The organism is Ochrobactrum sp. BTU2, from assembly GCF_024539785.1.
Classification (GTDB): Bacteria; Pseudomonadota; Alphaproteobacteria; order Rhizobiales; family Rhizobiaceae; genus Brucella; species Brucella anthropi.
The window spans coordinates 43,387-67,473 of record NZ_JAHWRG010000012.1 but is presented as its reverse complement, the minus strand read 5'-3'; the positions used below and the strand labels follow the sequence as shown (position 1 = coordinate 67,473).

Below are 24,087 nucleotides of genomic sequence, written 5' to 3'. Positions count from 1 at the left end.
TCTTTCTCGACCAAATTCAAGAAAAATAGAATGATGTTGTAAGGGATCGAGCGACTTCCTGCCGCCCGATCCGATTTTAAGATTCAAAGTTGTCCGGCTCAGATCGGACCGTTTTGTATTTAGTTTCGAAACATCTCTTCACATCAGCGGCGACCGTAAAATCAAAGTTTGACCACATCTTCCCTCGCCCATAGCCGGAGCTTGCGGCAAGATGCAACAAACTCCTTGGCTGCCTGTGCATTGTCGAGCGGAATAAGCCCTTCGTCCATTTCGGGTTCGATACCGGCCTTGGCAAGCAACGGCATTGCGCCTGCGGTAAAGCCAATGAACTTGCAGTGCGCGAACGCATCGGCAACAAAGTCCCGCGCTGTGGACTCGCCGATGAGCTGGTTGGCCGATTCTTCACACAACACAAGGGCTACAGCATCGAACAATACGGATGGACCGCCGTCAATCATATGGTCGGCCTCCATCCATTCGCCGCCGGAAGCTTCGAACCCTCCGACCGTTGGTGCGACCAACTCCACCATGGCACCTTCCTCATCGGCGGCGTGCCGGATACCCTTGAGTACCTGCGCATCCGTGCCATTGGCAACGAGCACTCCGATCTTTCTGCCCTTGAAGCTGCCGGGTCCGTTCTCAATAATGCTAAGTGCAGGAGACGGAGCAAGATCGTCACGCACGGGCACCATCGCATCCGCGGCCTTAGGCATCTTGCGGATGCCGAGCTTACCGGCGACCGTTTCCGCGAGGTTGGCATCGATGTTCAGCAAATGTGACACAATACGCTCGCGGATCACAGGTGTTTCCACCTTCGACAGCTCGAAGGTCAGTGCCATCGCAATATGCTTCTGTTCCGTCGCGGTCTGGCTCGAATAAAACTGACGCGCCTGGCTGTAATGGTCGGCGAAGCTCTCCGGTCGGAGGCGAACTTTCTGTCCGTCTTCCTGCGCGGCAAACGATCGGAACCCACGATTTGGGTCAGGCCTCGAGCCTTCGCCCCATGAATTAGGCTGGTAGTTTGCGCGTCCGACAGGATTGCGCATCGCCATATGGCCGTCCTGCTGGAAATGATGGAACGGGCATTTAGGCGCGTTTATCGGAATATGGGTAAAGTTAGGACTACCAAGTCTCTTCAACTGCGTGTCGAGGTAAGAAAAATTGCGTCCCTGCAGCAATGGGTCGTTGGAGAAATCGATGCCGGGAGGGACGTTCTGCGTCATGAACGCAACCTGTTCCGTTTCGGCAAAAAAATTGTCTGGCATACGATCAAGTACCAGCCGCCCGACTGGGATAGGCTTAATAATTTCTTCGGGAATGAGCTTTGTCGGATCGAGCACATCGAAATCGAAGCTGTCGGCGAAGTCCTGATCGAAGAGCTGGACGCACAGTTCCCATTCAGGGAAGTCGCCAGCTTGTATCGCAGTCCACAGATCGCGCCTGTGAAAGTCCGGATCCGCACCGTTGATTTTCACCGCCTCGTTCCAGACAACGGATTGGAGACCAAGTTTTGGCTTCCAGATGAATTTGACGAAAGTCGACTTGTCCTTGGCATTCACGAAGCGGAAGGTATGAACCCCAAACCCCTCCATGAAGCGGAAGGAGCGCGGAATTGCACGATCCGACATGACCCACATGATCATGTGCATGGATTCCGGCGTCAGACCGATGAAGTCCCAGAAATTGTCATGGGCTGACTGTGCCTGCGGAAAAGCCCGGTCAGGCTCTTCCTTGACGGCATGAACCATATCGGGAAATCGAATGGCATCCTGGATGAAAAAGACGGGAATATTATTGCCGACGATATCCCAGTTGCCTTCCTTGGTGTAAACCTTGACTGCGAAGCCGCGCACATCGCGGGCAAGGTCAAACGATCCTTTCGATCCCGCAACGGTGGAAAACCGGACGAAAACTGGCGTTTTCTCCCCGACCCGTTGAAAAATGTCGGCCCGCGTATATTCCGCAAGAGATTTCGTCGTTTCGAAATAGCCATGCGCACCATAGCCTCGGGCATGGACAACGCGTTCAGGAATACGCTCGTGGTCGAAGTGAAAGATCTTTTCCCGAAAATGGAAATCCTCAATCAGCGTAGGACCTCGATCGCCGACCTTGAGCGTATTGAGGTCATCCGATACTGGCCCGCCTTGGGCGGTAGTCATGATTTGCGTCTTGTCGTCGGCGAGTTGGTGAAGGTCTCCGCCTTGACCTGCGTCGAGCTTCTGATCATGAAGCTTGAGCGACTTCCGTCCATTTGTGGCCTTGTTGCTGGCTGACATGGCTGGCTCCAATTCTTTCGCGATCAATGTTCAAATGAAAAGGGTGCTAATCGGCACCCTTAGCTCATGATCACGCTGCTTTGGCGCGTTGGTTAGCTGACGCATCCGCAAGTTTCGTCAGATCACTGTCCGTCTTGGATTCCTCCTGTAGCGTCTGATCGAGCAGTTTTGCAGCATCGGTCATGCCAAGTTCCGTCGCCCACCGCTTCAATGTCCCATAACGTGTGATTTCGTAATGTTCGACCGCTTGTGCAGACGAGATCAGTCCGGCGTCAAGCGCCGCGGTATCCTTGAATTCCTCCATGATCTCTTCGCCTTCGGCGATAATTCCCTCGATCGCATCGCAAGTCTTGCCTCTTGCTGTCTTGCCCATGATTTCAAACACTTGGACGAGCCGTTCAACGTGGCCTTCAGTCTGTTCACGGTGCTTTTCGAAAGCCGCTTTCAAATCTTCTGACTGTGCCGCACGCTTCATTTTTGGCAGGGCTTTGAGAATTTTACGTTCAGCGTAGTAGATGTCCTTGAGAGTATCGTGGAACAAGTCTTCGAGATTTTTTTCCTTGGCCATAGTTCATCTCCTCTTATGAATTTTTTACGTCAAATCGCCGGTAAAATCCCGGTAGTAAGTTGGTTTTGGCTGATAAGACAGGCAGGAAACTGGGTCTCTGCCTCTTCGAATAACGCAGTTTCGGAATTTAGGTTCCTCGGCCGGATAGCCACGGTTTCTAATCCGACAGAATCGTTTGATGAGATATCTGCGATTGACATTTGGGAGTCCCAACGCGCCTATTTATCGCGACCTTTACGTCGACGCCCGAGACCTCCGCGGCGGTAGCAAGAGCTATTACCAGTTGCTAGATGGTGCGAAAGAACTCAACGACCTGATCGAGCATAAAGGCATCTCCTTCGCGCTCGGAATATTTAAGGCTTGTTATCGGTTCGGCGAAAAGTCACGGCCAGTCGAATCTATGATTTGAACAAGATCATATACTTCGCACAGATACTTAGGGCTTTGGAGAAAAGGCGGGCGGCCTAAAAAAGAACCCCGCAGCGAAAACCGCGCGGGGTTAAGGCTACTGAGCCCTCTCTCCCAAGGGCAGTGAAAATTTATCCAAATGGGCAAAAAAGTAAATACTAGTCATTCGACCGATCCGGATAGGGTTCTTTTGGAAGTCTGATATTAGGATGGCCGGGCGAGTTTGTCTGCTCATGGGTAGGCTTTTCTTGATGATCGCTGGGTTCGACAGGAGAGGGATCAACGGCTTCTTTCTCCCGCACCAGCTCTGGATCTGACCAAGGATTTACAATTCGGGGTGTTTTCTTTGCTCTGTCTCTCATCGATATCTCCTGCTCGCACAGAGACGAACCCCGAATGGCCGTTGCGAACCATCCGGGGCGCGTGAGTTCGGTGTGCCCAAACTCAGCGGTCGCTCTCTTTGGGGGAGCGATGGTAAAACTATTTCTGATCAATTTTGTTCCTTAGAAAGGTAAGTCCCTGATTCTTGTGGGAGCTGCGCCCCAAGGCACCGCGCGCATATCGAAAAAAAAGCCCCGCTTAATAGGCGGGGCAATTGGTGTCATTGCGATGGTATTAACCCGCGACTGGGTTATTTGATCCTTCAGCTATGTCGGAATTGGTCCGCATTTCGCGTAGGTCGAGCCGAATAGTATATCTCTGATGCGCCAATCTGGCAGCAAGTTCACTTAGTCGCGACATGTCACGAAGTCCGTGTTCGTAGAGCATTAGGATACAGGATGCGAGTTCACTACCCGAATAGTTGCGGTCACTTTCTTCCAATAAGACAGCAGCGTTGGTGAAGCAGCTGCGTAGGAAGTCCACTTCAGCAGGCATATATATTCGGCTCGCTTCGTTGAAAAACGGCATGTCAGCCTCCTTATATTTAGAAGGCAAGCGTACTCTGTTCAGAAATATTAGATATCTAATTATTATCACTAAATATTAATTTTAAATCGGACTCAAAAATAATGAACCCCGCCAGCCGTTTAGCTGACGGGGTATGCGCCTGCCGAAGCGAGCCACGCCGTTAACAGGCGCATGGGCATTGCTGGAATGAGCGACAGAACCAGCGAAGCGGGGGAATGTTCCAATATGGGGCTCCGGGGCTATTCCTCCGGGTCTGTTCCTGTCACGCCGCGGTGCATGTTCTCAGCAACTACCCTTATTGCGGTTGCCGCTTCCTCTTCGGACCATCCGGCTTCTACAGCGTCCTGGATGAGTTCGGGTACGCCGATCACCTGAGTGCGGGCTATGGCCGCAGTGACCTCCGCGTCTCTGGCGCCGGATACCACAGCTCGCTCGACCAGCTCCGCAATTCCTTGCGATACCGCTTCTTGGCAGTCGATTTCGCGTCTTGGATAGTCGCCGGGTTCTTTTGGTCCAAACATTCCTTCCTCCTCAGAATAAACTCGCCTATACTTCCTTGTTGTCATTGCTTGGCGTTAGGTCGACCAGATCGGCATCGGGCAGGGCTTTTGCATTTCCCTGGCTTCATTCCACGGAGCACGTAGCCATGTATCAATTTCTTCCGTGGTGCGGGGAATGACGGGCATTACCTTTGGATGAACCGGCCAGACAACACCATTTGCCTCGGTCGTAAGCAACGCAAAGATATCGATCTCTACAGGACCTTCCTTCCGTTTTCGGATTGTCTTCCATCGTGTCCAAATTCCAGCAAACGCGGACAAGGGTTTTTCCTCGTTCAGAGCAGACCAGTGAGCGGGAAGCTTTCCTGTTCTCGTATCTCGGATTTTACCGTACTCAGAGAATGAGGTGGCTGGTACTACGCAACGATGCTCGACGCCGAACCATGACGGCCAATGCCCTGACTTGAGATTTCGTATATTGGTCACGCTAATGTCGACGTCAAATTTCAACTTCTCTGGAGGTGTGGGCATTCCCCAGCGGAGCAATGCCAGTTCAGGCTCGTCGCCTTTGATGTTTCGCAAAACTGGTGCTGGATAGTCTGGGAAGATATCCATGTGCGGATCGGTGCGGTTCGTCACGTCACCTAACTTCGGGAACAGACGGCGCATGGCCTCATGTGTTGTGGTGATGTTGTACAGATTGCACATGCACGCCTCCTTATCTCCTGACTATTCGTCGGCCCGGATTTGGGCGTGCGAAATCAGCCCGAAGATGAACGTGCCTCCGACGATGTTTCCAAAAAGCGTGGGAAGCCCGAATTTGAAGATGCTGTCGAAAGTGGAAACTTCGCCGATGAACAGCAAGAACAGCACCTCAATCGACCCGACTACGATATGGGTGAGATCACCGATTGCAATGAGATAGGTGATCAGGAAAATAAGAAAAATATGTCCTTGTTTGGTGCTGTGCAGCATCCAGACCAAAGTCGCAATCAGCCATCCAGACATGATGCCTTTGCTGAATAGCTCATTACTTGTGTTCTCCATAAGATGCTTGCCCATATCGGTAAATGTGCGCGTAACCTCATCGGAGAAGATGGGCATCAAGACTATGACGAGGGCGGCAATCGCTCCTCCGATCAGATTGCCCAAAAGAACGATGCTCCACAGCCTTATCATCATGAAAAAGTGAGACGCTGTCGGTTCTGTCATAAAAGGCAGAACCGGGGTGATCGTGTTTTCGGTGAACAATTGCTGGTTGGCGATGATCACGATTATGAAGCCCACGGTATAGCCGGCTGAACTGAGCAGAAAGAACAAGTTGCCGCCGGGAAGGTAGGCCTCCAGAATGCCCCGGGCGATCATCGAGGTACTCATCGAGATACCACCGGCGATTGCCGACCAGAACAACGCCATCGCCTCTCTGTTCATTTCCTTTTCGCCTTCGCGGCGAATGAGTTCATGAATAGCTGCGGCTTTGGAGGGGAGACTTTCTTTCAGGACCTCCGCTGATTGGCCGTCTTCTTTCGGTTCAGGCATGAAGGCGTCTCCTCGTTGCGCCCTGTTGTTGCGTCCCTTTTTTGGAACGCATCGGTGGGTATAAATTAACTAGGGCGCTTATTTTATGCGTCCATACGTCGATGGAACATCACTGCGATAAGACAGTTACCTTAGACGATTGAACACGACGAGGAGCCGGTCGAATGAAATGGATAGCTGCAGCAGTTGGCCTCGTGATCATGTCCAGCGCGTCATTTGCGCAAGGATCTGGAGCGCCATCGCAATCTGGTGGGCAGGAACCTGAAGTGCCAGGCAATCCTCCAGCTGCACCGGGCCAGCCACCATCCGATCCTGACAGCACCCAAGTCCCGTCGTCGCAAAAGCAAGATCAGATACAGAAGCCCGAGATAGACGCATGTTCTCCTGGGCAGGAAGCAAAAACCTGCGTTGAAAAGCAGCGTGGCACCAAGTAGCGCTTGTTTGCGCCGTCCAACCAAGGCGTCTTCGCCTTCCTGATTATGCTCGCGGCAGAACCAGAGTTGGACAGTAGCGGTCTTGTAGCTGATCGATCCCCACGCTTTGCAACCCTTCGGCTCGCAGTAGTGTTGGAATAACTTGTTGCTTTTGGCGCTGGCAGTTCTGTCGGTCTTGCATCCAGTCTTTTTCTATCTCGGTGGCTTTATATCCCCCAAGCCTTTCCCGGCCTTTAAGCATCTGAACCAGATGCGTCCGATGCCATTCGGTAAGTAAAAGAACGACCTGGAATGGGTATTCCTTGCTGATCAGCGTCTTGGACGGCTGGCACGTGAACGATTTCTTCAACAAGGCGTCGCGAATATAGCGTTTTAATTCGTAACCCGTCACCGTCGACCGATAGATAGGAACTGAGGATTGGCGTGACTTTCAAACGAAAGACTTAAACACTTCGTTGGAACAAATTTGGGCCTCTCCTGTTTGGAAGAGCTATTTCCGCTTTGGGCTCGCGCCTAACGGAGGCAGCGTTTCATTCCAACAAGTGCGACGCCGGAGGAAATGACATGCCTGCAAAATCGAAAGCACAGCAACAAGCCGCAGGAGCCGCTCTCGCCGCCAAGCGTGGAGACAAGGCCAAAAGCAGCTTGCGCGGTGCATCAAAGCAGATGGAAAAATCCATGAGCAAGGCAGAACTGGAGAAAATGGCATCGACGAAGCAAAAGGGAAAACCGGAACACACGTCCAAGTCTTGACCACGCGAACCATCTCATGCGCCTATTCAAAACTACCCTGAGACACTCGCTCCGATGGCATGCCACATCCTGTTTTAAGAAGATTAGGGAAAAGATGAAACAAATGCCACTCTAACGGGTTTGGCAGGTCTGCCGCAGAAAGTGTTGCGGCACTAGCCTTTGAAACCAAACTGGGAGAGCTTGAAATGGCCAGAACCAAACAACGCACACTGGACGATCTCTTTTACGATACGCTGAAAGACATTTATTACGCTGAACGCAAGATAGTGAAGACACTGCCCAAGATGGCGCGGGCAGCGAGCGATGAAAAGCTCAAAAACGCATTCAAAAAACATCTTGAGCAGACAGAAGGCCATGTCGAGCGTTTGCAGCAATGTTTTGAGATTCTCGGCAAGCGAGCCCAGGGGAAGACGTGCGACGCCATCGAGGGCATCATTGCCGAGGGAGAAGAAATCATTGAAGAATATTCCGATACGCCAGCTTTGGACGCAGGACTGATTTCTTCAGCACAAGCAGTCGAACATTATGAGATCACCCGTTATGGCACATTGAAACGCTGGGCTGAAACGCTTGGTTACAAAGACGTGGCCAAATTACTCGACCAAACCTTGCAGGAAGAAGGCCAGACCGACAAGGATTTGACCCAACTTGCTGAGAGCTCGATCAATCGTCACGCAGAAGCCGCCTAATTTTCATGGACGTTATCGAGAAAATCTGTGTCGTCAGCCAGACTACCGACAGCAAACACAATGTTGCCAGTGTCGAGGCTCTCGCAGCGCGGTTGGCGAAGTTGTCAGGAAGCAGTCTCAGTCCTTCCTCGCAAAATTTCGACGATGTAGATGGGACGTTTTTCATCCCGACTGTCTCGCTGATCAGAAAGAGCCATCCCGAACTCGACGCAAATCAGTTTTGGGGTGGCTGTGTTGATCAGGAGTACATGACGACAAAACTGGCGACCCACCCCGCCTGGAACGAGCAAGACGAGTTGCCTGCCGGTTGGAAACCGCAATTCGCCAAGGATTTGGGAAGTGCAGCGCTAGCGGGCTTCTCCGTTTTCTCGCACGATCACGCTGCACGTGCAGGCGCCTTTTTGCTCGACAAGAGTAAGATCCGACTGAAAGACCCTTACGCATCTGGCGGTAAAAACCAATGTGTCTTTGAAAACAACCACGAACTGGACGTGTTTCTTCAATCGCTTTCGCAAAGCGAGATCACAAAAGGAATGGTGATTGAAGAAGACGTCGAGAATTCATCCACTTACTCTGTCGGACAAGTCAGCCTCGCCGGTCTGACGGCGAGCTACCTTGGCCGCCAATACATTGCGCACGACCCCATGGGCGAAAGCGTTTATGCCGGCAGTAGACTTTACGTGGTTCGGGGAGGATGGGATGAACTGTTGTTGCGGTTGCGCATGCCCGTCGCGCACCGAATAATTGAAGGTGCACGGCGTTACGATATGGCGGCTGGAGAGCATTTCGGGCTTGTCGCCTCTCGAAAAAACTATGACGTCCTGGTTGGCCCCATAACGGAAGACGGTTTTTGCTGCGGCGTGCTCGAACAGTCCTGGCGCGTGGGCGGCGCTTCCCCTGCCGAAATACTAGCTGTGGAAGCGATGATAGGAGACCAGTCCATCCTTGCGTTACAAGTTTTGGCGCGCGAGACTTACGGCGCGGCTCCCCGGTTCGAGATCAACGACTTTATCGTCTATGTCGGCCAGGACGATACCGGCCAGCCCCTCCATAAGTATGCACGCATAGAGAAAATCTATCATGATCCGTAACGATACAATCATCGATGTGGGCCCGCTTCAGCTGGAAGCCACAGTTATCTCACCCGATACAACGATTCCGGGTATCCTGTTTCTACATGGCTGGGCAGGCAATCAGGAACGCGACATCGAACGGGCGAAATCAATTTCTGAGCTAGGTTGTGTTTGTTTGACCTTCGACATGCGCGGTCACGGCCATACGATCACCAGCAACAAGACAGTCACACGGGGAGAAAATCTGGACGATGTCATTGCGGCCTATGATCGGCTGGCGAGCCTGAAGATGGTCGAAGAGGGATCGATTGTCGTCGTGGGCAGTAGTTATGGGGGATATCTCGCTACGCTTTTGACGGAGTTCCGGCCCGTAAGATGGCTGGCACTCAGGGCCCCTGCCCTTTATCGCGATAGTTCTTGGCAATTACCGAAAGCACAACTCGACCGGGTCGACCTCGAGGCCTATCGCTCGGCTCTGGTGGGAGCAGAAGATAATCGTGCGCTCCATCAGGCCAGAGAGTTTCATGGCGATGTGCTGCTTGTTGAATCCGAACATGACACAATCGTGCCTCATCCGACCATAGCAAGCTATCAAAGCGCGTTCATCCACGCACATTCGCTCACCGTGAGAACACTTGGCGGAGCAGATCATGCCCTTTCGGACGCTATTTATCTAAAGGCCTACAATCAGCTTTTAACGCGCTGGATCAGAGAAATGGTTCTCGGAGCGCGTTAATTCGTGTCTCGGTTCAAATTTCATTATTCAAAGCTAGACCTTGCCGTTTCTCGTTCGCTGTCTTCCGATATTGCTTATGGAACATTCATTCGTTTCACTGGTTAGGACACCTCTCACAGAAGGGAGGAATTCCATGAAAAGGTCAATCCACTATCCCGCAGCTGCTGCACTTGTTCTATTCGCATCCGCTGCATTTGCCCAAACATCTCCGTCGGAAAAGCCGCAAACACCTGCGGTAACAACGCCTGGTGAAACCAATCCAAAAGCGCCTGTACCGGGGAAGAACAGCTTTACCGAGGAGCAGGCAAAGCAACGCCTGACTGACGAAGGCTATACCGAAATCATGAACCTCGAACTCAGCGAAGATGGTATTTGGCGGGCCGAAGCGATGCGCGACGGACAGCCTTTTAAGGTTCAGCTCGATTATCAGGGCAACATAACGACCCGATAAGCAAGTAGCTAAGCCCTAAACTGAATGAAGGAGACGACGATGGTACATGTCACAGGTCTATTCGACAATCACGATGAAGCGCTTGACGCGGTCCGTGCGCTGGAAGAAGCAGGCATTTCGGCCGACAATATCAGTCTGATATCCAACAATACCAACGGACAATATGCCGGTGATGCGGTGCGGGAAGACCAATCCACAATCACGGGCGTAGAAACCGGGGCTGGCGTCGGCGCCGTCGCAGGCGGTGGTGCTGGATTGCTGACAGGACTTGGCTTGCTCGCAATACCCGGCGTCGGGCCCGTTGTTGCTGGTGGCTGGCTCACGGCCACACTGGTCGGGATGCTTGGTGGCGCAGCTGCCGGAGGTGTCGCAGGCGGAATTGTCGGCGCGTTTATGGAGAGCGGCATTCCTGAGGAAGAAGCGCAAGCCTATTCAGAAGCAATTCGCCGAGGCAGCACACTGATCGTCGTTCGCTGTGACGAGAACGAACGACAAAAGGCCGAAGCAATTTTCGATGAATGGGCGCGCGTGGACATAAGGAAGAGACGCAACGCCTATATCGATGAAGGCTGGGAAGGGTTCAACGCTTCTGGAACTCCCTATACATCCGACCAGATTGAACAGGAACGCCGTCGATGGCTATAGGCCGGGAACGGAGCAGCCACTATGAAGGAGCTTTCTCCCAAGGATGCCCGTCAGGGTCGAAAAGGTCGTCATGTTTTCGTGATCCTTATCGTCAGCCTCATTCTGGCACTCATTGTCTGGGCTGCCGTTGGCTTTTACGGCTCCCAAATACCGGGCCGGGGTTTCATGGTAGATGACAGCAAGCCACCTGCGTCCACGGAATCGCAACCGCCTGCCTCCGCGACCGGTACGCGATGACACGCCGTGCGCATAAACAAGCGGAAGTCGCGTTGGGACCTGTCCGTCACGAAGCGCTCTATTGCAGTGTGCTTTTCCTGAACGATCGACGATGGCCGACGAATTCGCCAGTGAACCATAGCGCGAGTCCAAACGTGAAGTTTGTTACAGCGATAGCGCGGAACATCGATGGCCTGACGGGGTTAGGCTTATGTCACGCGCGACAAAACGCACTTTGAAACACCTAAACCACCGGAAGGAAAGAAAATGGCCCAGAGTCATTCACAAAGCCATACCCAGGGTGGCCCCCACGAACAGCATGTAAAAGCTGGTCAGCAAAGCCATAACAATGATGGCAAGCAGGCAAGCAGTGGCAACAATCAGCAGTCCTCATCACGTGGCGGCTCGCATGAGCAACATGTTAAGGCGGGACAGAAAAGCCACAAGAATTCATGACCAAAGGGGGCGGCCTTGTGCCGCCCCATTCTCAAACCGAACCGTGGTTCGGAAAGGTCAGACTGATGCCTTGCCCTCTTCATTCCGACTACACGTTGGAACCTGACGATCTTGTGGAGATGATCCCCGCTCTGCGCGCTTTTTCGCGCACTTTTTATCGACAAAGGGAAGATGCCGAAGATCTCGTTCAGGAAACACTTCTCAAAGCTCTCGCCAATCGGGAGAAATACGTCCCTTATTCCCCCCTCAAATCGTGGCTTTTCACTATTATGCGCAACACTTTTTGCACCCGTATCCGGCTGCAGAAGAGAGAAGCGCCCGGTGTTTCCGATTGCGTATCTCCAATTGCGAGCGTAGGTCCCTCCCAGGAAGACACTGTTGAAGCACATGATGTGCAAATCGCGCTGCAAACACTGCCGCACAAATATCGCCGGGTACTTTCGCTGGTGGTGTTTGAAGGCAAAAGCTACGAACACACAGCGGAACTTTGCGAGTGCTCAATCGGTACGGTCAAAAGCCGCTTGCATCGGGCCCGCCATAAACTGCACAACATGGTCGATGGTTCATGAATGGAAGCAATCAGGCTCGATTGTCTGATGAGGAACTGGTTATGACGCTGCAACGCGACCCGCTGATAGCTTGCGTTTTGAATTAAGGCATGACCAACTGTCTGTTATGACAAGTCGAAATGATAGTGCCATGCATTCATTTTCTGGCAAACGTATCCTGGTTTTTGAAGACAGCTTTCTTCTATCGGAAGAAGCCGCGCAAAAGTTTGGGTCCCTTGGGGCTTTCATTCTCGGACCCGTCAATACGATTGAGCACGCATTGCGTTATCTGGAAAGTAATCTGGTTGACGCAGCGATACTGGATGTTGCGCTCGAACCAGCAGCCGTGCTGCCACTTGTCGAAGCGCTTGAAACGCGCTCGACTCCCTTTGTCTTTGCACTGCCGGTCAACCCCGCCATCGACAGCAAAGGCTTCGCTGGCTTTGTACTCAGCAACCGAGACAATGACCTATCCGTCATCGCGGAAGCACTTTTTCGGCGACGTGGTCTGGAACAGTAGGCCTGATCTTAGGCCTCTTTTGTAACGTGATTGGAACACAGGATGTCTCCGGTGGTTAGGTCCGAAGCAGCAACTATGCTGAGGAAGGATTACCCGTCATGAATGAGCAATATCCCGCCCCACCTTTCGATACGCCCCGTCAATCCATACCCGGCTTGACGGAACGAATGAATCCAAGACCCGACCATGGCGAAAAATCCTACAAAGGGTCCGGAAAGCTTGAAGGCCGCAAAGCCATCATAACGGGCGGCGATAGCGGCATCGGTCGGGCCGTTGCAATTGCGTTCGCACGCGAAGGTGCAGATGTGCTTATCGCCTATCTCCAGGAAGAGGCTGACGCGCTTGAAGCCGCTGCTTTGATCGAGGCTGAGGGGCGCAAGGCTATCTTGATGAAATGTGACCTTCAGCGCGCAGAAAACTGCCGGGAGATCGCGAAGCGGGCCGCGAGAGAATTTGGCCAGATCGATATTCTGGTTAACAACGCGGCACACCAATCGAGTTTTGCCTCGCTTGAAGATATCAGCGACGTTGAATGGGAATTGACCTTCCGCGTGAACATCCATGCGATGTTCTATTTGACGAAGGCCGCTTTACCCCATATGAAGCCGGGCGCGGCAATCATAAATACAGCTTCGATCAATTCAGACATGCCGAACCCGACCTTGTTGGCCTATGCGACAACCAAGGGCGCTATCCAGAATTTTACGGCAGGTCTAGCTCAATTGCTGGCGGAGAAAGGCATTCGCGCCAATGCAGTTGCGCCGGGTCCAGTATGGACACCACTAATCCCCTCCACACTTCCGGAAGAAGCTGTGGCGTCCTTTGGAAAGCAGACCCCAATGAAGCGACCAGCCCAGCCCGCGGAACTGGCATCTGCTTACGTCATGCTGGCCGACCCGCTATCAAGTTATACCTCGGGTGCGACCATCGCGGTCACTGGCGGCAAGCCTATTCTGTAATTAAGCGCCCGCATGGAACGGGCACTTTTAATTGGGAGGATTGGTTTGTAAAGAATGAGGAGGAGGCTGCGTGCCAGCATCGTCATCGGCTATTCGATACAGAAGAGAGCCAACGACCAAAAGTAAAACCACGCCGATGATCAAGGGAAGAAGTGTTTTCATTCGTCTTCAACGCGCTGTGCGTAAAGCCAGTGCTCCTTATCTAGGTCGTCCTTTTTCGAACGTTCAGCCTCTTTTCGCGCCTTAAGCTTTTCAGACTCAGTATCCAGTGCGCGAGATGTCGTTTTATTGTTATTCGACGCCTGCTTGTCGACAGTATCCACCATGTCGTTCTCCTTTGAACAGATGCCTCTAACCGACAAGGGAGGCCGATGTTCCCGATGAAGGAAGTTATTTGCTTTCATTCCGGTTAAGAGCTGCAATGAGGCTCATCAATTGAGGTTCGTCAACCAACAGACCCACTTCCTCTGTGGAAAGCCATTTGCGCTGACGCTGCTCATATTCTGGCCATTGCGCCTTCTCACATTGAACATGCAAGGGATAAACCCTAACCTTCACTGGGATGAATACTCTCTTCAAGCGTTTCCAATAAAGATAGTGGCCGATTGTCGAACGAGCGACGTTTCCTTCAATTCCGGCTTCTTCCTGAGCTTCGATGCGCGCAACATCGGCCATACTTCTTTTTTTCATCGGCCAACCTTTCGGCAGGGTAAATCTGCGCGTCCCGCGCGATGTAATAAGCATTATCTTAAGGCTGCCATTTTCAAACCGGTAAGGAAGTGCAGCGGCCTGCTCAATCTCCTGACCAGCCTTCGCCCGTCGAATTCGTTTCTTCCATTTTCGTTTGCCCATCGGCTCCTCCTCAGAGAGCGTCTGATGCATAACCGCCAACATTGCTTGCTGTTCCATTGAAACAAAAGTGTGGCTTCGCTGTTGGGAGCTATCATTGGATAGGAGAAAATGACAATGCGCGATACAACGCTAATGAATTGCATCTGTGCCTGTCTCGAATGCCATCGCACCTGTACAGAAATGGCGTCGGACCATTGCCTTGAACGTGGAGGGCCGCATGTCGAACCAAAGCAATTCCGAACCATGCTGGCATGCGCCGAAATTTGTGGAGCTTCAGCGCAGATGATGATGCTTCAAAGTCCTTATCATCACGCGCTCTGTATGCTCTGTGCGCGGATATGTGAAGACTGCGCCGATAGTTGCCGCGCCTTGGATGGAATGGAAGCCTGTGTAAAGGCATGCGAACGTTGCGCCGTATCATGCCGCGAAATGGCAATCCATCATTCGGGAAAAGACGATATTCTCAAAGCGGCTTTTCTTGAGGTATCCAATGGATCGCATCGGGATTGATTCCGAGAAGCAATGCCACTGCGACGGCGCGCGCCTTCAACTCCGTGGTTAGAACTGCAGACCGAGACAATACCCAGAAATAGTTGCGGCTTGATCCGACCACGATTGACCATTCATAATTTGCATCCAGATCGACAATATTGTAGCCGCCGAAGAACGGGCCGAAGAACGATACCTGCAGCGCACCCTCATCTGTCGCACCGACAAATCGCGCAGTGCCAGTTGCGCTTGTAGTGCATCCCTTCCAAGGATCAAAGCCGCGATTGACGACGCGTACCGTTCCATCTGCATTCAAAGAGTATTCCGCGGAGGTGTGGGTCAGCCCGCGCTCAAACCGGTTTTCGATACGGCCCAGTTCAAACCATTTTCCCAGGTAGCGCGAGATGTCAAATGGCTTGACTGGAATAACACCTTTTGGCACCTGCGGTGACGCGGCCCTAGCCAGAGCGATCCCCAGTGCCAACCCCGAAATGCCGAGTAGAAACTTGGCCGTTCTCATGTGATATCCTTCCTTGTCATTCCATGACTAACCTCATGCAAGAAAAATGGTTCCGACTTTAGGCATACACGATCAACCATTTCAGCGTATTGCGTTCGGCTTTGCTCAGTCGAGGGGCCACAAGCCGATTTGAGGCGACTGCTTCAATTTCGGATGCCAGCACGCCTTCAAGCCAATGTTCGATGACATTCGGATGAATATAAGCACTCCGACATACTGCACGCGTATTGCTAAGGGCTTGTGCAATTTTATCAATCACCTGATTGAGTGCTCGCTTCTTCGCGGCTTCGCTATAGGGAAGTTCCATAGATTGAAATGCATCAAGCGCGCCGACGGTTGCAGCCCAGGTTCGGAAATGCTTGGATGTGAATTCGCTCTTCATGACATCCTGCAAGTAGTCATTGATGTCCTGAGAGCTAACAGGGTGATAACTCCCCTCATCATTGACATACTGGAACAAGTGCTGACCGGGCAGTTCCTGTATGGAGCGTACAATACGTGTAATTCGGCGATCGGACAGTTTCAGGTTCCAGTTTTGACCTGATTTACCCGTGAAAACGAGGCGCAGGCTGACTCCTTCGTCTTTCACATGGCGGTTGCACAAAGTCGTGACGCCAAAGCTCTTATTTGCACGCGCGTAACCGGAATTACCAACGCGCAACAACAGTCGGTCCATCAACCAGATAATTGTCGCGACAACTTTTTCTCGGCAGAGAGAGCGTCGACGCATATCTGCATCGATCTTCTCGCGCAGTTGGCTCAAATCGCTGCCAAAATATTGCAAGCCCGAAAACTTGCTGTCGTCACGTCGTTTCATCCAGTCGGGATGATAGATATATTGCTTTCTGCCACGCGCATCACGGCCTGTTGCCTGTATATGCCCATATTCGCTCTGACATATCCAAACGTCCTTCCAAGCGGGTGGAATGGAAAGGGCTACAATGCGCGCTTTATCCGCCACACTAACAGCACGTTCTTGGGTATCGACATAGCGAAAACCTTTGCCACAGCGAATACGCTTCAGCCCAGGTTCGGCATCACTGGTATGAATCAGGCGTGAACGGACCGTTGATTTCTTTGCCAAAGTGATCCCCGATTTTTCTGTCGTGATTTCATCGGTGAGATAACACCCCAAATGAGCGGTGGGTTCCCGCATCAACATTTAAACCCGGAACCTTCCAGCCTTCAGCTGGTTATTCTTCACTAAAAAGAGGATAAGCCGGTGCCCCACGCATTCTGGAAAGGTTACTTAAAGTTATCGCTCGTCACCTGCGCGGTGGAAATAATGCCTGCGACCATTGAAAGCGAAAAAGTGCGCTTCCACACGCTCAATGCTAAAACGGGCAACCGGGTGATCAGTCGCTATGTCGATTCAGTGACACATAAGCCCGTGCGCGACGAAGACGAAATTAAGGGTTTCGAGAAGGCCGAAGGAGACTATGTCCTCCTCGAGGACGACGAGCTCGAAGCCGTGGCTCTCGAAAGTACTCGCACTATCGATATCGAAAAATTCTTAGAGCGCGATAGCATCGGTTGGATTTGGTACGATAAACCCCATTATCTTTCACCATCTGACAAGGTCGGGCAGGAAGCCTTTGCGGTTATTCGGGAGGCAATGGACAAGAGCGGCGTCTATGGTCTGGCAAGGCTAGTCATGTATCGGCGTGAACGAGCTGTTCTTCTGGAGCCACGAGGACAAGGTATTGTGCTATGGACATTGCATTTCGGTGATGAAGTTCGAAAAGCCGACGATTACTTCGCAGGCATCAAGGCGGAGAAGCCCGACAAAAAGCTGTTCTCCATGGTTCGCACACTGATCAAGCGCAAAACGGACGACTGGAAGCCGGACTTGCTGACGGATCCGGTTCAGAAGAACCTGCAGTCAATGATCGCCGCCAAGAAAAAGAAAATTAACACGCCGACAAAACCCAAATCTGCAGCGACCGCCCCGGCGGCCGGCGGCAATGTCATCAACATCATGGATGCTTTGCGCAAAAGCCTTGCCAACGAGAAAAAGCAGCATTAGCTGCTCAAGAGACAACCTTTTCGCACTATTTTGGCAAAGCCGTCGCCGCTTTGCGAAAGTCGTACCAGGGATCAAGCTTCGAAGCTGCTAGCCGCGTTGCTGTATTCAGGATCGTGAAATGTGCTGGACCGATAGCGGGATTCAGTTCATTCCAGGCGAGTGGCATGGAAACGGCTGCTCCAGCGCGAGCACGTGGAGAGTAAGGTGCAACAGCCGTCATGCCTCGTTGATTGCGCAAATAATCAATGAGTATTTTGCCTTTGCGTTTGGCTTTGGAAATGGTTGAAACATAGCGGTCAGGACTGTCTGCCGCCATCTCATTGGCAATCGACTTGGTAAAGATTTTGAGGCTGTCCCAATTGGCTTTCGGCTTCAATGGCACGACGACGTGCAGTCCCTTTCCTCCGGATGTTTTTACAAATGTTGTCAGGCCATGCTTCTCAAGCCGCTCTTTGGTTTCAAAGGCCCCGTCGATGACACGTTCCCAGGCAACCCCCTCCCCTGGATCAAGGTCCATGGTTAGCATATCCGGCAATTCCCAGTCCCTGAGGCTCGAACCCCAAGGATGGATTTCTAGCGAGGCAGCCTGAACCAAACCGATCAAACCGTCAAAATCCTTGATCGCGATGTAAGGCTCTTCATCCTTCTCCGAGGGATCATCCACCTCAACAATATGTTCGTTCAGACCCTTCCATGCATGTTTCTGGAAGAAATGCTGGCCATCGATACCGGTCGGACAGCGCAGCAGAGCCAAAGGCCGATTGACAATAAATGGTTCAATTCGTGACCAAACTTCGGCGTAGTAATCCATCAGCCCCTGTTTTGTTATGCCCTCCTCTGGCCAGTACACGCGATCCGGGTGAGTGAGCTTCACATCAGCTTCTTCGTGGGATGTCCTATACGGCTGAGATGGCATTGCACTTTTATCCAATGTGACCTCCTCGGCAGTCTTGTCGTCACGCAGTCCGCGGAAAGATGCATGGCGCAGTCTTCTGTCTGCAGTCCAGGCACGGAACTCTATTTCTGCAACCATTTGCGGCTTGACGAATATCGCGCCGCGTTTTTCTTCAGCGGTCAGCTCTATTGCGAATGGGCTTTGTTCCTGACGTATCGACGTGAGCTTCGTGTAAAGATATTTGGCCAGCTTGACGGAAAAACCAGTTCCCACACGCCCAACAGGAACAAGTCCTTTCTTCTCCTGAGCGCCCAACAGCAGAGAACCAATTGCGCGAGACGTCAAACTTGAAGGCACAAATCCGGCAATTACAAATTCCTGCCGTCCTATGCATTTCGATTTGCGCCAGCCCTTGCTGCGCCCGGAAATAGAAGGAGCATCGCTCAATTTCGAGACGATCCCCTCCAGTCCGAGCCCACAAGCATTCTTCAATACAGTTTCACCATCGGCATCAAAGGCTTCGCTATAGCGCAGCGTTCTCGAGGGATGGGAAATGAGCTTTGTCAGTAGGGATTTGCGTTCGACGAGCGGCACTTGCCGCAAATCGCGGCCATCCTGATAAAGCAGATCAAAGATATAAAAGGCGAACCGGTCCGAACGTCCGTCACTCAGATCGCTTTGCAGTGCCGAAAAGTCCGACAGGCCCGCCTTATTTTCCACGACAATCTCGCCATCAAATATGGCATTCTCGACCCCCGTAGCCAGAAGATCGTTGACTATCGAACGGCCAAATTTCTTTGTCCAATCCAGCCCGCTGCGTGAATAGAGCACGACTTTACCGTCAGCGACATGCGCCTGAATGCGATAACCATCAAACTTGATTTCGTGAATCCAGCGGCTTCCTCCGGGCGCGGCTGATACCAATGTCGCCAATTGAGGTTCTATGAATGGCGGCATCGCAGCTTTCTTTGTGCGCCTCGACAATGGCACAGCATTGCCTTCCTTCGCTGCGCGGTTTTTATCCAGCGGTCCGGTTTTGGACGACCAGCCCGGCGCTTCATGTTCCACATCGGCGATAACTCTCCCGGTTTTCACCGATTGCGGTTTCTCCTCAAGAATATCGGGGGCGTCAGCCTCTCGTGAAAACTCGTCCTCGCCCTTTATGAGTAGCCAGTTTTCTCGCTTTTCGCCCGGTTTTCCATGCATTCGAACCAGATGCCAGCGCCCCTTCAGTTTATCGCCGCTCAGTTCGAATTCGAGATGCCCCTTCTTATAATTTTTGCGAGCATCGCCAACCGAGGTCCATTGTCCGCTATCCCAGACAATGACCGTCCCGCCGCCGTACTCCCCCTTGGGGATCGTACCTTCAAATCCGGCATATTCAAGCGGATGATCTTCCACATGGACGGCCAAACGTTTCTCGCCCGGGACCAGACTTGGGCCCCGTGTAACCGCCCAGCTTTTCAACACTCCGTCCATTTCCAGCCTGAAATCATAATGCAGCCGACGCGCATCGTGTTTTTGCACCACAAATAAATCGCCCCTGCTTCGCCTGGCTTTGCCGTGGGGCTCCTTCGTCAGGTTGAAGTCACGTTTCTTATGATAGGTTTCGAGCGGCTGTCCCATTATCCAGCCTTTCGGGGCTTCGCTTTGGTTGTTCCGGATTTAGCCGGTTGCTTTTTTGGAGAGCTCAAGGCTGCGCTCTTGCGTAAGGCTTCCTTCAAATCAATCACGTCGGCCGACTTGGGAGCTTCAGGCTTTCTGAGAGGTTTTCCTTCAATCTTTGCCTTAATCAAGTCGGCTAGTGCTGCATCATAGCGGTCGTCAAAACTTGACGGATCGAAGCGGCCCATCTTGGTGCCGATAATATGTTTGGCCAGATCGAGCATTTCCTGATCGAACTTGAATGCTTCCAGATCTTCGAAAGCCTCTTTTACGGGTCGAACTTCGTAATCAAAGTTCAGCGTCGATGCGATCATGCCATCGCCATCCGCACGAATGAGAAGTTTACGCGCACGGCGAAAGAGCACCGCCTCAGCGACTGCCGCCACGTTTTCAGCTTTCATTCCATCACGGAGAAGCAAGAACACCTCGTCATCATCTGTGGGCGTCAGATAATAAGGTCGATCGAGATAAGCATCGTCGATTTCACTGCATTTGACGAAATGCGTGATATTGAGTGTTTTATTGCTTTCGGGAATTGCAGACTGGATTTCTTCATCATTGAAACTGACGTATTTGCCGGACGAAACTTCATATCCCTTCATCTGCTCCTCTCGCGGAACAGGTTTACCCGTATCGCTATCGACAAATTCACGACTGAGACGATTACCCGTCTTGCGATTGATGAGATGAAAAGAAACCCGCTCTGATGTCGATACAGCCGTATAAAGGCCGACCGGCATCAAAAGCTGATCGACTTTCAACAGACCTTTCCAGTTTGCGCGCAGAGCCATAGCTGCCTCGCTCCTGTGACGAATTGAACCTGATTAGATAAACTCACGCCACCTACTGGTTGTTCCCGACGATTTAGTCAGAAATGCTGCTTTGACATTTCTATCAGCCGCTCTAGCTTTCCGCTTTGAATTTCCTCGCCTCTGCAAGAAGTTTCGGTCGGTCCCGGTGACCAAGGCGATCAATCAAATCACGCGCCTGCAAAGGCGACAGGTCCGAATTCTCGGCCAGAAACTTGATATCCTCATCTTCTGTGAGAGGAGCATGCTTATCGGGTTGACTAGCCATGATGGTTCTTCCTTCCGTTAATGCTTTTAGGGCATCCACGGCTGACCGCCTATAGTGCCCGCTTTTGTTGGGATGAGTTGTCAAAACGCATGAGCCCTTAATCTTCCGTAATGCCACCAGCCGACAAGTTTGGAATTCCCTCTCGATTAGTTGTAAAATGTCCGCCACCCAACAGGGCCCATATAAGCAGGACCATTAACAATAGACCCAAGACAAGGAGCATCATGCGCGGGAAGTATCGCAAAATTCCCGACGATCGATCCCGATAGGAATTCGAATTCTGACCTGTCTGACTGTTCATCGCTAAATCCATGGCGTTATGACGAGCATCGCCAGTATGATCGTTCGACGGATGACATAACTGTGGCGTTCCTGTAGGCCACGGAGACGTTCAACCGGTGATCGGTTCCTTTTTTGGCGTCGTCAGCATCTTATTAAGACGAGCATTATCGCTAGCTTTGCGTTGTGCAGTCATTGCTATCGACCTTGTTTTCCCAACGATTACACAGGATAAATGTTCCGGCCACTTCATAGTCTTCGTCGTAGGGGGCTTTCTACTTCCAACCAGAATACCTCGGCGAATTGCTCGCTTTTCAGGGAAAATTCACAGAAACGGAACCGATGGGTGAACAAGTCAGTTCTATCGGGACGCTGAGCGTTGGGCGGCGGATAGGGGCACGTTCTTACAGTCGTAGAGGAATTGTCATGGAAAAGTTCTTCACTCGTCTTTCCCAAACCATCGCTGAAATCGCAGGGACATCCTATGCCTTTGGCTGCGCGTTGGGATTCATCGTCGTTTGGGCCATTTCTGGTCCGCTTTTTGGCTTTTCCGATACCTGGCAACTCGTGATCAACACCGCCACCACGATCATTACTTTCCTGATGGTGTTTCTGATCCAGAACTCGCAGAATCGCGATTCCACCGCTGTAGAAGCAAAGCTGGACGAGGTACTTAGATCTGTAAAGGGTGCGCGCTCACGGCTTATCGGGATTGAACACCTTACGGAAAGCGAAGTCGAAGCCATCCGAGCAGCCATCGAGGACGAAAACTGCAATAAATCTCCCACTGCGAATGTGGAAGAATTGCTACGCGCTGCGACCAGAAGGGCAAAACAACACGGTGCGAAATAATGATCGTTCTAAAAAACTGCGGCACCCCCGCCTATGCTTCGCAAGTGTCAGCCCTATCCCGACCGTCGCGAGATGCCCACATTATTGGCTGGCCAGGACTGTTTGGTTCCGGTGAAGGTTGCCCCGGATTCGGAAGAGGAGGTATCTGCTCGGGTTCATCCGGATTAGCCGGTTCGCTATCGGGGATTGATTCCGGTGGTGGTTTCGGTTGCTGTTCCGGCTCAGCAGGCGGGATTTCTGTAGGACCCTCCGACATTGGCAGAAGAACGGCACCATTTAAGGCTGGCCACGTACGTTTGACATCAAATTGCGGCGCGTCCATTGAACAATCCTTTCTCATTTCTAAGAAAACCGAACATTTCATCCGGGTGATTGTTCCTCATTCAGTCTGATATCTGTCCGGCATAACGACTGAATGTGCGGACTTACGGACGAAACAAAACTACGGGATTCCTTGAATAATAGAGGGTCTTTGCCAAATTTATCGTAGAATAGATTTGGAGGAGATCGTTCATGCCCGATCATGATGCAGAAACTCGGAAAGACGACCTTCGAACAGGCATCCCCTTCTGGATAAAAACACCCAATTCCACCGTTCAAGCAGAAACCCATCTTCCTCGAAGGGCTTTTGACGTAATAGTCTCGGAGCAGGTATCTCCGGAGCACTGACGGCAGAAGCGTTGACGCGCAGGGGAAAAAGCGTATTGATCGTTGATCGGCGCCCTCCGGCACGCGGCTCGACATCAGCATCGACAGCAATGATCCAACATGAGATCGACGTCCCCCTGACCCGACTAAGCCGGAAGATTGGTGAGCACGGAGCTCATGCTGCCTGGTTAAGATCAGCGCAGGCGGTTCAGGACTTGATTGATTTGTCGGGTGCGCTCGAGCTCAATTGCCAAATGCATGCAAAGCAAGCGCTTTACCTGGCTGGCGATGAGATGGGAGCGAAAGCGCTTGCCAATGAGGCAGCTGCACGCAACAAAGTTGGCATCAGTGCCAGTTATCTTAGTCACGAAGTCCTCTTAGAGCGCTTTGGATTGAATCGCCCCGCAGCAATTTTGTCGAACATTTCTGCATCAGCCAATCCCGCGCAACTTACCGCAGGGTTGTTGCACACGGTTCTAACCCGCAATGCCCAGATTGTTTCGCCCGTCGAGATTACGGATATGGCAGAGTTGCCTTCAGGCGTAGCCTTGGCAACTCGTCGAGGCGAAGTTCTGGTTGCTGAACATGCAGTATTTTGCACCGGCTATGAATATCTGCCTCAAATGGAGGCGAAATCGCACAGTATCACATCGACCTGGGCGTTGGCTTCAAAGCCTTTGCGAAACGCGCCACCTTGGTTGCGAGATATGCTCGTCTGGGAGGCTGCAGATCCCTATCTTTATCTCAGAACCGATGAGTTTGGTCGTATTATCGCCGGTGGCGAGGACGAACAGGCGCAAAATAGCAATGAGGATTCGAAGAAACTCGCAGATAAAGCGGCAATCATCATTCGTAAGCTGGAAGACCTCATCGGAGTGACGATTGATAAGCCCGACTATGTTTGGTCAGCTCCATTCGGTGTGACCAAAGATGGCTTGCCGATCATCGACCGAGTTCCCGGTTACGAGCGCATTTTTACCGCTATGGGCTTCGGTGGCAACGGAATTACCTTCGCGATGATTGCAGCTCAAAATATCACAGCCGCCATAACAGGCGAGACAGTTCCTGACACAGAACTCTTCCGATATCGCTGATCCATAAATC

Annotated in this window: 29 protein-coding genes; 14 read left to right on the top strand and 15 right to left on the bottom strand. The window is 52.0% G+C overall.

The annotated features are described in order from the left end of the window. Positions 1-161: 161 nt before the first annotated feature. From KWJ32_RS23120 to KWJ32_RS23085, 8 genes are all read right to left on the bottom strand, one after another. Positions 162-2,276: a catalase gene (locus KWJ32_RS23120; protein ID WP_113533615.1), complete on the bottom strand. Its 2,115-nt coding sequence runs from the start codon at positions 2,274-2,276 to the stop codon at positions 162-164. Positions 2,277-2,346: 70 nt separating this feature from the next. Then, positions 2,347-2,844: a ferritin-like domain-containing protein gene (locus tag KWJ32_RS23115; protein ID WP_011982994.1), complete on the bottom strand. Its 498-nt coding sequence runs from the start codon at positions 2,842-2,844 to the stop codon at positions 2,347-2,349. Positions 2,845-3,410: 566 nt separating this feature from the next. Continuing rightward, positions 3,411-3,614, bottom strand: a complete 204-nt coding sequence (locus KWJ32_RS23110; RefSeq protein ID WP_147284763.1) for a hypothetical protein — start codon at positions 3,612-3,614, stop codon at positions 3,411-3,413. A gap of 786 nt (positions 3,615-4,400) precedes the next feature. After that, positions 4,401-4,682 (bottom strand): hypothetical protein, encoded by a 282-nt coding sequence (locus KWJ32_RS23105; protein WP_231771643.1) that lies wholly within the window; start codon positions 4,680-4,682, stop codon positions 4,401-4,403. A 54-nt stretch (positions 4,683-4,736) separates the two neighbouring features. Further along, entirely contained in the window at positions 4,737-5,369 is a 633-nt protein-coding gene (locus tag KWJ32_RS23100) for an SOS response-associated peptidase family protein (RefSeq protein WP_151591375.1), read from the bottom strand. 21 nt (positions 5,370-5,390) lie between these two features. Continuing rightward, the gene (locus KWJ32_RS23095; RefSeq protein WP_151591373.1) at positions 5,391-6,200 is read right to left on the bottom strand and encodes a formate/nitrite transporter family protein; all 810 of its coding nucleotides are present in this window, start codon (positions 6,198-6,200) and stop codon (positions 5,391-5,393) included. Positions 6,201-6,398: 198 nt separating this feature from the next. Beyond that, a complete protein-coding gene (locus KWJ32_RS23090) occupies positions 6,399-6,578 on the bottom strand; it encodes a hypothetical protein (RefSeq protein ID WP_192799574.1) in 180 nt (59 codons plus the stop codon). A gap of 99 nt (positions 6,579-6,677) precedes the next feature. Then, positions 6,678-7,025 (bottom strand): hypothetical protein, encoded by a 348-nt coding sequence (locus KWJ32_RS23085; protein ID WP_151591369.1) that lies wholly within the window; start codon positions 7,023-7,025, stop codon positions 6,678-6,680. Positions 7,026-7,198: 173 nt separating this feature from the next. On the opposite strand from KWJ32_RS23085, the gene KWJ32_RS23080 reads away from it, so the two are divergent. From KWJ32_RS23080 to KWJ32_RS23030, 11 genes are all read left to right on the top strand, one after another. Next, positions 7,199-7,387, top strand: a complete 189-nt coding sequence (locus KWJ32_RS23080; protein ID WP_151591367.1) for a DUF3008 family protein — start codon at positions 7,199-7,201, stop codon at positions 7,385-7,387. A 185-nt stretch (positions 7,388-7,572) separates the two neighbouring features. Beyond that, positions 7,573-8,076 (top strand): ferritin-like domain-containing protein, encoded by a 504-nt coding sequence (locus KWJ32_RS23075; protein ID WP_151591365.1) that lies wholly within the window; start codon positions 7,573-7,575, stop codon positions 8,074-8,076. A 5-nt stretch (positions 8,077-8,081) separates the two neighbouring features. Further along, positions 8,082-9,167 carry a DUF3182 family protein gene (locus KWJ32_RS23070; protein WP_151610522.1) on the top strand — a complete coding sequence of 362 codons (1,086 nt, stop codon included), beginning with the start codon at positions 8,082-8,084 and terminating at the stop codon, positions 9,165-9,167. Further along, positions 9,157-9,885, top strand: a complete 729-nt coding sequence (locus KWJ32_RS23065) for an alpha/beta hydrolase (RefSeq protein WP_151591361.1) — start codon at positions 9,157-9,159, stop codon at positions 9,883-9,885. Before KWJ32_RS23070 ends, KWJ32_RS23065 begins: the two co-directional genes overlap by 11 nt. Positions 9,886-10,018: 133 nt before the next feature. Further along, positions 10,019-10,336 carry a PepSY domain-containing protein gene (locus tag KWJ32_RS23060; protein WP_151591359.1) on the top strand — a complete coding sequence of 106 codons (318 nt, stop codon included), beginning with the start codon at positions 10,019-10,021 and terminating at the stop codon, positions 10,334-10,336. A 39-nt stretch (positions 10,337-10,375) separates the two neighbouring features. After that, complete coding sequence (locus KWJ32_RS23055) at positions 10,376-10,981, top strand: hypothetical protein (RefSeq protein WP_151610521.1); 606 nt, start codon at positions 10,376-10,378, stop codon at positions 10,979-10,981. A gap of 21 nt (positions 10,982-11,002) precedes the next feature. Continuing rightward, positions 11,003-11,218 carry a hypothetical protein gene (locus tag KWJ32_RS23050; protein ID WP_151591356.1) on the top strand — a complete coding sequence of 72 codons (216 nt, stop codon included), beginning with the start codon at positions 11,003-11,005 and terminating at the stop codon, positions 11,216-11,218. 246 nt (positions 11,219-11,464) lie between these two features. Then, positions 11,465-11,653 carry a hypothetical protein gene (locus KWJ32_RS23045; protein ID WP_151591355.1) on the top strand — a complete coding sequence of 63 codons (189 nt, stop codon included), beginning with the start codon at positions 11,465-11,467 and terminating at the stop codon, positions 11,651-11,653. Between the two features lie 65 nt (positions 11,654-11,718). Beyond that, a complete protein-coding gene (locus KWJ32_RS23040) occupies positions 11,719-12,222 on the top strand; it encodes a sigma-70 family RNA polymerase sigma factor (RefSeq protein WP_151591451.1) in 504 nt (167 codons plus the stop codon). Positions 12,223-12,352: 130 nt separating this feature from the next. Then, a complete protein-coding gene (locus KWJ32_RS23035) occupies positions 12,353-12,721 on the top strand; it encodes a response regulator (RefSeq protein ID WP_113533621.1) in 369 nt (122 codons plus the stop codon). A gap of 98 nt (positions 12,722-12,819) precedes the next feature. Beyond that, a complete protein-coding gene (locus tag KWJ32_RS23030) occupies positions 12,820-13,680 on the top strand; it encodes an SDR family oxidoreductase (protein WP_151591353.1) in 861 nt (286 codons plus the stop codon). Positions 13,681-13,838: 158 nt separating this feature from the next. On the opposite strand, the gene KWJ32_RS23025 is transcribed toward KWJ32_RS23030, so the two are convergent. The 4 genes from KWJ32_RS23025 to KWJ32_RS23005 form a co-directional block, all read right to left on the bottom strand. Then, positions 13,839-14,006 (bottom strand): hypothetical protein, encoded by a 168-nt coding sequence (locus KWJ32_RS23025; RefSeq protein ID WP_192799573.1) that lies wholly within the window; start codon positions 14,004-14,006, stop codon positions 13,839-13,841. Between the two features lie 64 nt (positions 14,007-14,070). Further along, the gene (locus KWJ32_RS23020; protein WP_151591351.1) at positions 14,071-14,532 is read right to left on the bottom strand and encodes an NUDIX hydrolase; all 462 of its coding nucleotides are present in this window, start codon (positions 14,530-14,532) and stop codon (positions 14,071-14,073) included. Positions 14,533-14,995: 463 nt separating this feature from the next. Beyond that, complete coding sequence (locus KWJ32_RS23010; RefSeq protein ID WP_151591349.1) at positions 14,996-15,541, bottom strand: lipocalin family protein; 546 nt, start codon at positions 15,539-15,541, stop codon at positions 14,996-14,998. Between the two features lie 58 nt (positions 15,542-15,599). Further along, on the bottom strand, positions 15,600-16,697 hold the full coding sequence (locus KWJ32_RS23005) for a DNA topoisomerase IB (protein ID WP_151591449.1): 1,098 nt from the start codon (positions 16,695-16,697) through the stop codon (positions 15,600-15,602). Between the two features lie 66 nt (positions 16,698-16,763). Here KWJ32_RS23005 and KWJ32_RS23000 point away from each other — a divergent pair, with 66 nt between their 5' ends. Next, on the top strand, positions 16,764-17,567 hold the full coding sequence (locus tag KWJ32_RS23000; RefSeq protein WP_151591347.1) for a Ku protein: 804 nt from the start codon (positions 16,764-16,766) through the stop codon (positions 17,565-17,567). Between the two features lie 25 nt (positions 17,568-17,592). Here KWJ32_RS23000 and ligD read toward each other — a convergent pair whose 3' ends face one another. From ligD to KWJ32_RS22985, 3 genes are all read right to left on the bottom strand, one after another. Further along, positions 17,593-20,088 carry a DNA ligase D gene (gene ligD / locus KWJ32_RS22995; protein WP_151591345.1) on the bottom strand — a complete coding sequence of 832 codons (2,496 nt, stop codon included), beginning with the start codon at positions 20,086-20,088 and terminating at the stop codon, positions 17,593-17,595. Then, positions 20,088-20,918 carry a Ku protein gene (locus tag KWJ32_RS22990; RefSeq protein WP_151610520.1) on the bottom strand — a complete coding sequence of 277 codons (831 nt, stop codon included), beginning with the start codon at positions 20,916-20,918 and terminating at the stop codon, positions 20,088-20,090. The genes ligD and KWJ32_RS22990 overlap by 1 nt, the downstream gene beginning before the upstream one ends. Before the next feature lie 112 nt (positions 20,919-21,030). Further along, a complete protein-coding gene (locus tag KWJ32_RS22985) occupies positions 21,031-21,204 on the bottom strand; it encodes a hypothetical protein (RefSeq protein WP_182522312.1) in 174 nt (57 codons plus the stop codon). Positions 21,205-21,909: 705 nt separating this feature from the next. Between KWJ32_RS22985 and KWJ32_RS22980 the strand changes: the two genes are divergently transcribed. Together KWJ32_RS22980 and KWJ32_RS22975 are read left to right on the top strand one after the other, a co-directional pair. Beyond that, positions 21,910-22,335 (top strand): low affinity iron permease family protein, encoded by a 426-nt coding sequence (locus KWJ32_RS22980; RefSeq protein ID WP_151591341.1) that lies wholly within the window; start codon positions 21,910-21,912, stop codon positions 22,333-22,335. Positions 22,336-23,039: 704 nt separating this feature from the next. Further along, positions 23,040-24,077 (top strand): FAD-dependent oxidoreductase, encoded by a 1,038-nt coding sequence (locus KWJ32_RS22975; RefSeq protein ID WP_328593858.1) that lies wholly within the window; start codon positions 23,040-23,042, stop codon positions 24,075-24,077. Positions 24,078-24,087: the final 10 nt, after the last annotated feature.

What these genes read in the sequence shown, in the direction of transcription:
- KWJ32_RS23075 (WP_151591365.1), top strand. Translation starts at nt 7,573, where the DNA reads ATGGCCAGAACCAAACAACGCACACTGGACGATCTCTTTTACGATACG.
- KWJ32_RS23065 (WP_151591361.1), top strand. Translation starts at nt 9,157, where the DNA reads ATGATCCGTAACGATACAATCATCGATGTGGGCCCGCTTCAGCTGGAA.
- KWJ32_RS23030 (WP_151591353.1), top strand. Translation starts at nt 12,820, where the DNA reads ATGAATGAGCAATATCCCGCCCCACCTTTCGATACGCCCCGTCAATCC.
- KWJ32_RS23110 (WP_147284763.1), bottom strand. Translation starts at nt 3,614, where the DNA reads ATGAGAGACAGAGCAAAGAAAACACCCCGAATTGTAAATCCTTGGTCA.
- KWJ32_RS23100 (WP_151591375.1), bottom strand. Translation starts at nt 5,369, where the DNA reads ATGTGCAATCTGTACAACATCACCACAACACATGAGGCCATGCGCCGT.
- KWJ32_RS23080 (WP_151591367.1), top strand. Translation starts at nt 7,199, where the DNA reads ATGCCTGCAAAATCGAAAGCACAGCAACAAGCCGCAGGAGCCGCTCTC.
- KWJ32_RS23010 (WP_151591349.1), bottom strand. Translation starts at nt 15,541, where the DNA reads ATGAGAACGGCCAAGTTTCTACTCGGCATTTCGGGGTTGGCACTGGGG.
- KWJ32_RS23040 (WP_151591451.1), top strand. Translation starts at nt 11,719, where the DNA reads ATGCCTTGCCCTCTTCATTCCGACTACACGTTGGAACCTGACGATCTT.
- KWJ32_RS23025 (WP_192799573.1), bottom strand. Translation starts at nt 14,006, where the DNA reads ATGGTGGATACTGTCGACAAGCAGGCGTCGAATAACAATAAAACGACA.
- KWJ32_RS23050 (WP_151591356.1), top strand. Translation starts at nt 11,003, where the DNA reads ATGAAGGAGCTTTCTCCCAAGGATGCCCGTCAGGGTCGAAAAGGTCGT.
- KWJ32_RS23055 (WP_151610521.1), top strand. Translation starts at nt 10,376, where the DNA reads ATGGTACATGTCACAGGTCTATTCGACAATCACGATGAAGCGCTTGAC.
- KWJ32_RS23115 (WP_011982994.1), bottom strand. Translation starts at nt 2,844, where the DNA reads ATGGCCAAGGAAAAAAATCTCGAAGACTTGTTCCACGATACTCTCAAG.
- KWJ32_RS22990 (WP_151610520.1), bottom strand. Translation starts at nt 20,918, where the DNA reads ATGGCTCTGCGCGCAAACTGGAAAGGTCTGTTGAAAGTCGATCAGCTT.
- KWJ32_RS23095 (WP_151591373.1), bottom strand. Translation starts at nt 6,200, where the DNA reads ATGCCTGAACCGAAAGAAGACGGCCAATCAGCGGAGGTCCTGAAAGAA.
- KWJ32_RS22985 (WP_182522312.1), bottom strand. Translation starts at nt 21,204, where the DNA reads ATGGCTAGTCAACCCGATAAGCATGCTCCTCTCACAGAAGATGAGGAT.
- KWJ32_RS23060 (WP_151591359.1), top strand. Translation starts at nt 10,019, where the DNA reads ATGAAAAGGTCAATCCACTATCCCGCAGCTGCTGCACTTGTTCTATTC.
- KWJ32_RS23120 (WP_113533615.1), bottom strand. Translation starts at nt 2,276, where the DNA reads ATGTCAGCCAGCAACAAGGCCACAAATGGACGGAAGTCGCTCAAGCTT.
- KWJ32_RS22980 (WP_151591341.1), top strand. Translation starts at nt 21,910, where the DNA reads ATGGAAAAGTTCTTCACTCGTCTTTCCCAAACCATCGCTGAAATCGCA.
- KWJ32_RS23090 (WP_192799574.1), bottom strand. Translation starts at nt 6,578, where the DNA reads ATGCGTCTATCTCGGGCTTCTGTATCTGATCTTGCTTTTGCGACGACG.
- KWJ32_RS23045 (WP_151591355.1), top strand. Translation starts at nt 11,465, where the DNA reads ATGGCCCAGAGTCATTCACAAAGCCATACCCAGGGTGGCCCCCACGAA.
- KWJ32_RS23035 (WP_113533621.1), top strand. Translation starts at nt 12,353, where the DNA reads ATGCATTCATTTTCTGGCAAACGTATCCTGGTTTTTGAAGACAGCTTT.
- KWJ32_RS23105 (WP_231771643.1), bottom strand. Translation starts at nt 4,682, where the DNA reads ATGTTTGGACCAAAAGAACCCGGCGACTATCCAAGACGCGAAATCGAC.
- KWJ32_RS23070 (WP_151610522.1), top strand. Translation starts at nt 8,082, where the DNA reads ATGGACGTTATCGAGAAAATCTGTGTCGTCAGCCAGACTACCGACAGC.
- KWJ32_RS23005 (WP_151591449.1), bottom strand. Translation starts at nt 16,697, where the DNA reads ATGCGGGAACCCACCGCTCATTTGGGGTGTTATCTCACCGATGAAATC.
- ligD (WP_151591345.1), bottom strand. Translation starts at nt 20,088, where the DNA reads ATGGGACAGCCGCTCGAAACCTATCATAAGAAACGTGACTTCAACCTG.
- KWJ32_RS23020 (WP_151591351.1), bottom strand. Translation starts at nt 14,532, where the DNA reads ATGGGCAAACGAAAATGGAAGAAACGAATTCGACGGGCGAAGGCTGGT.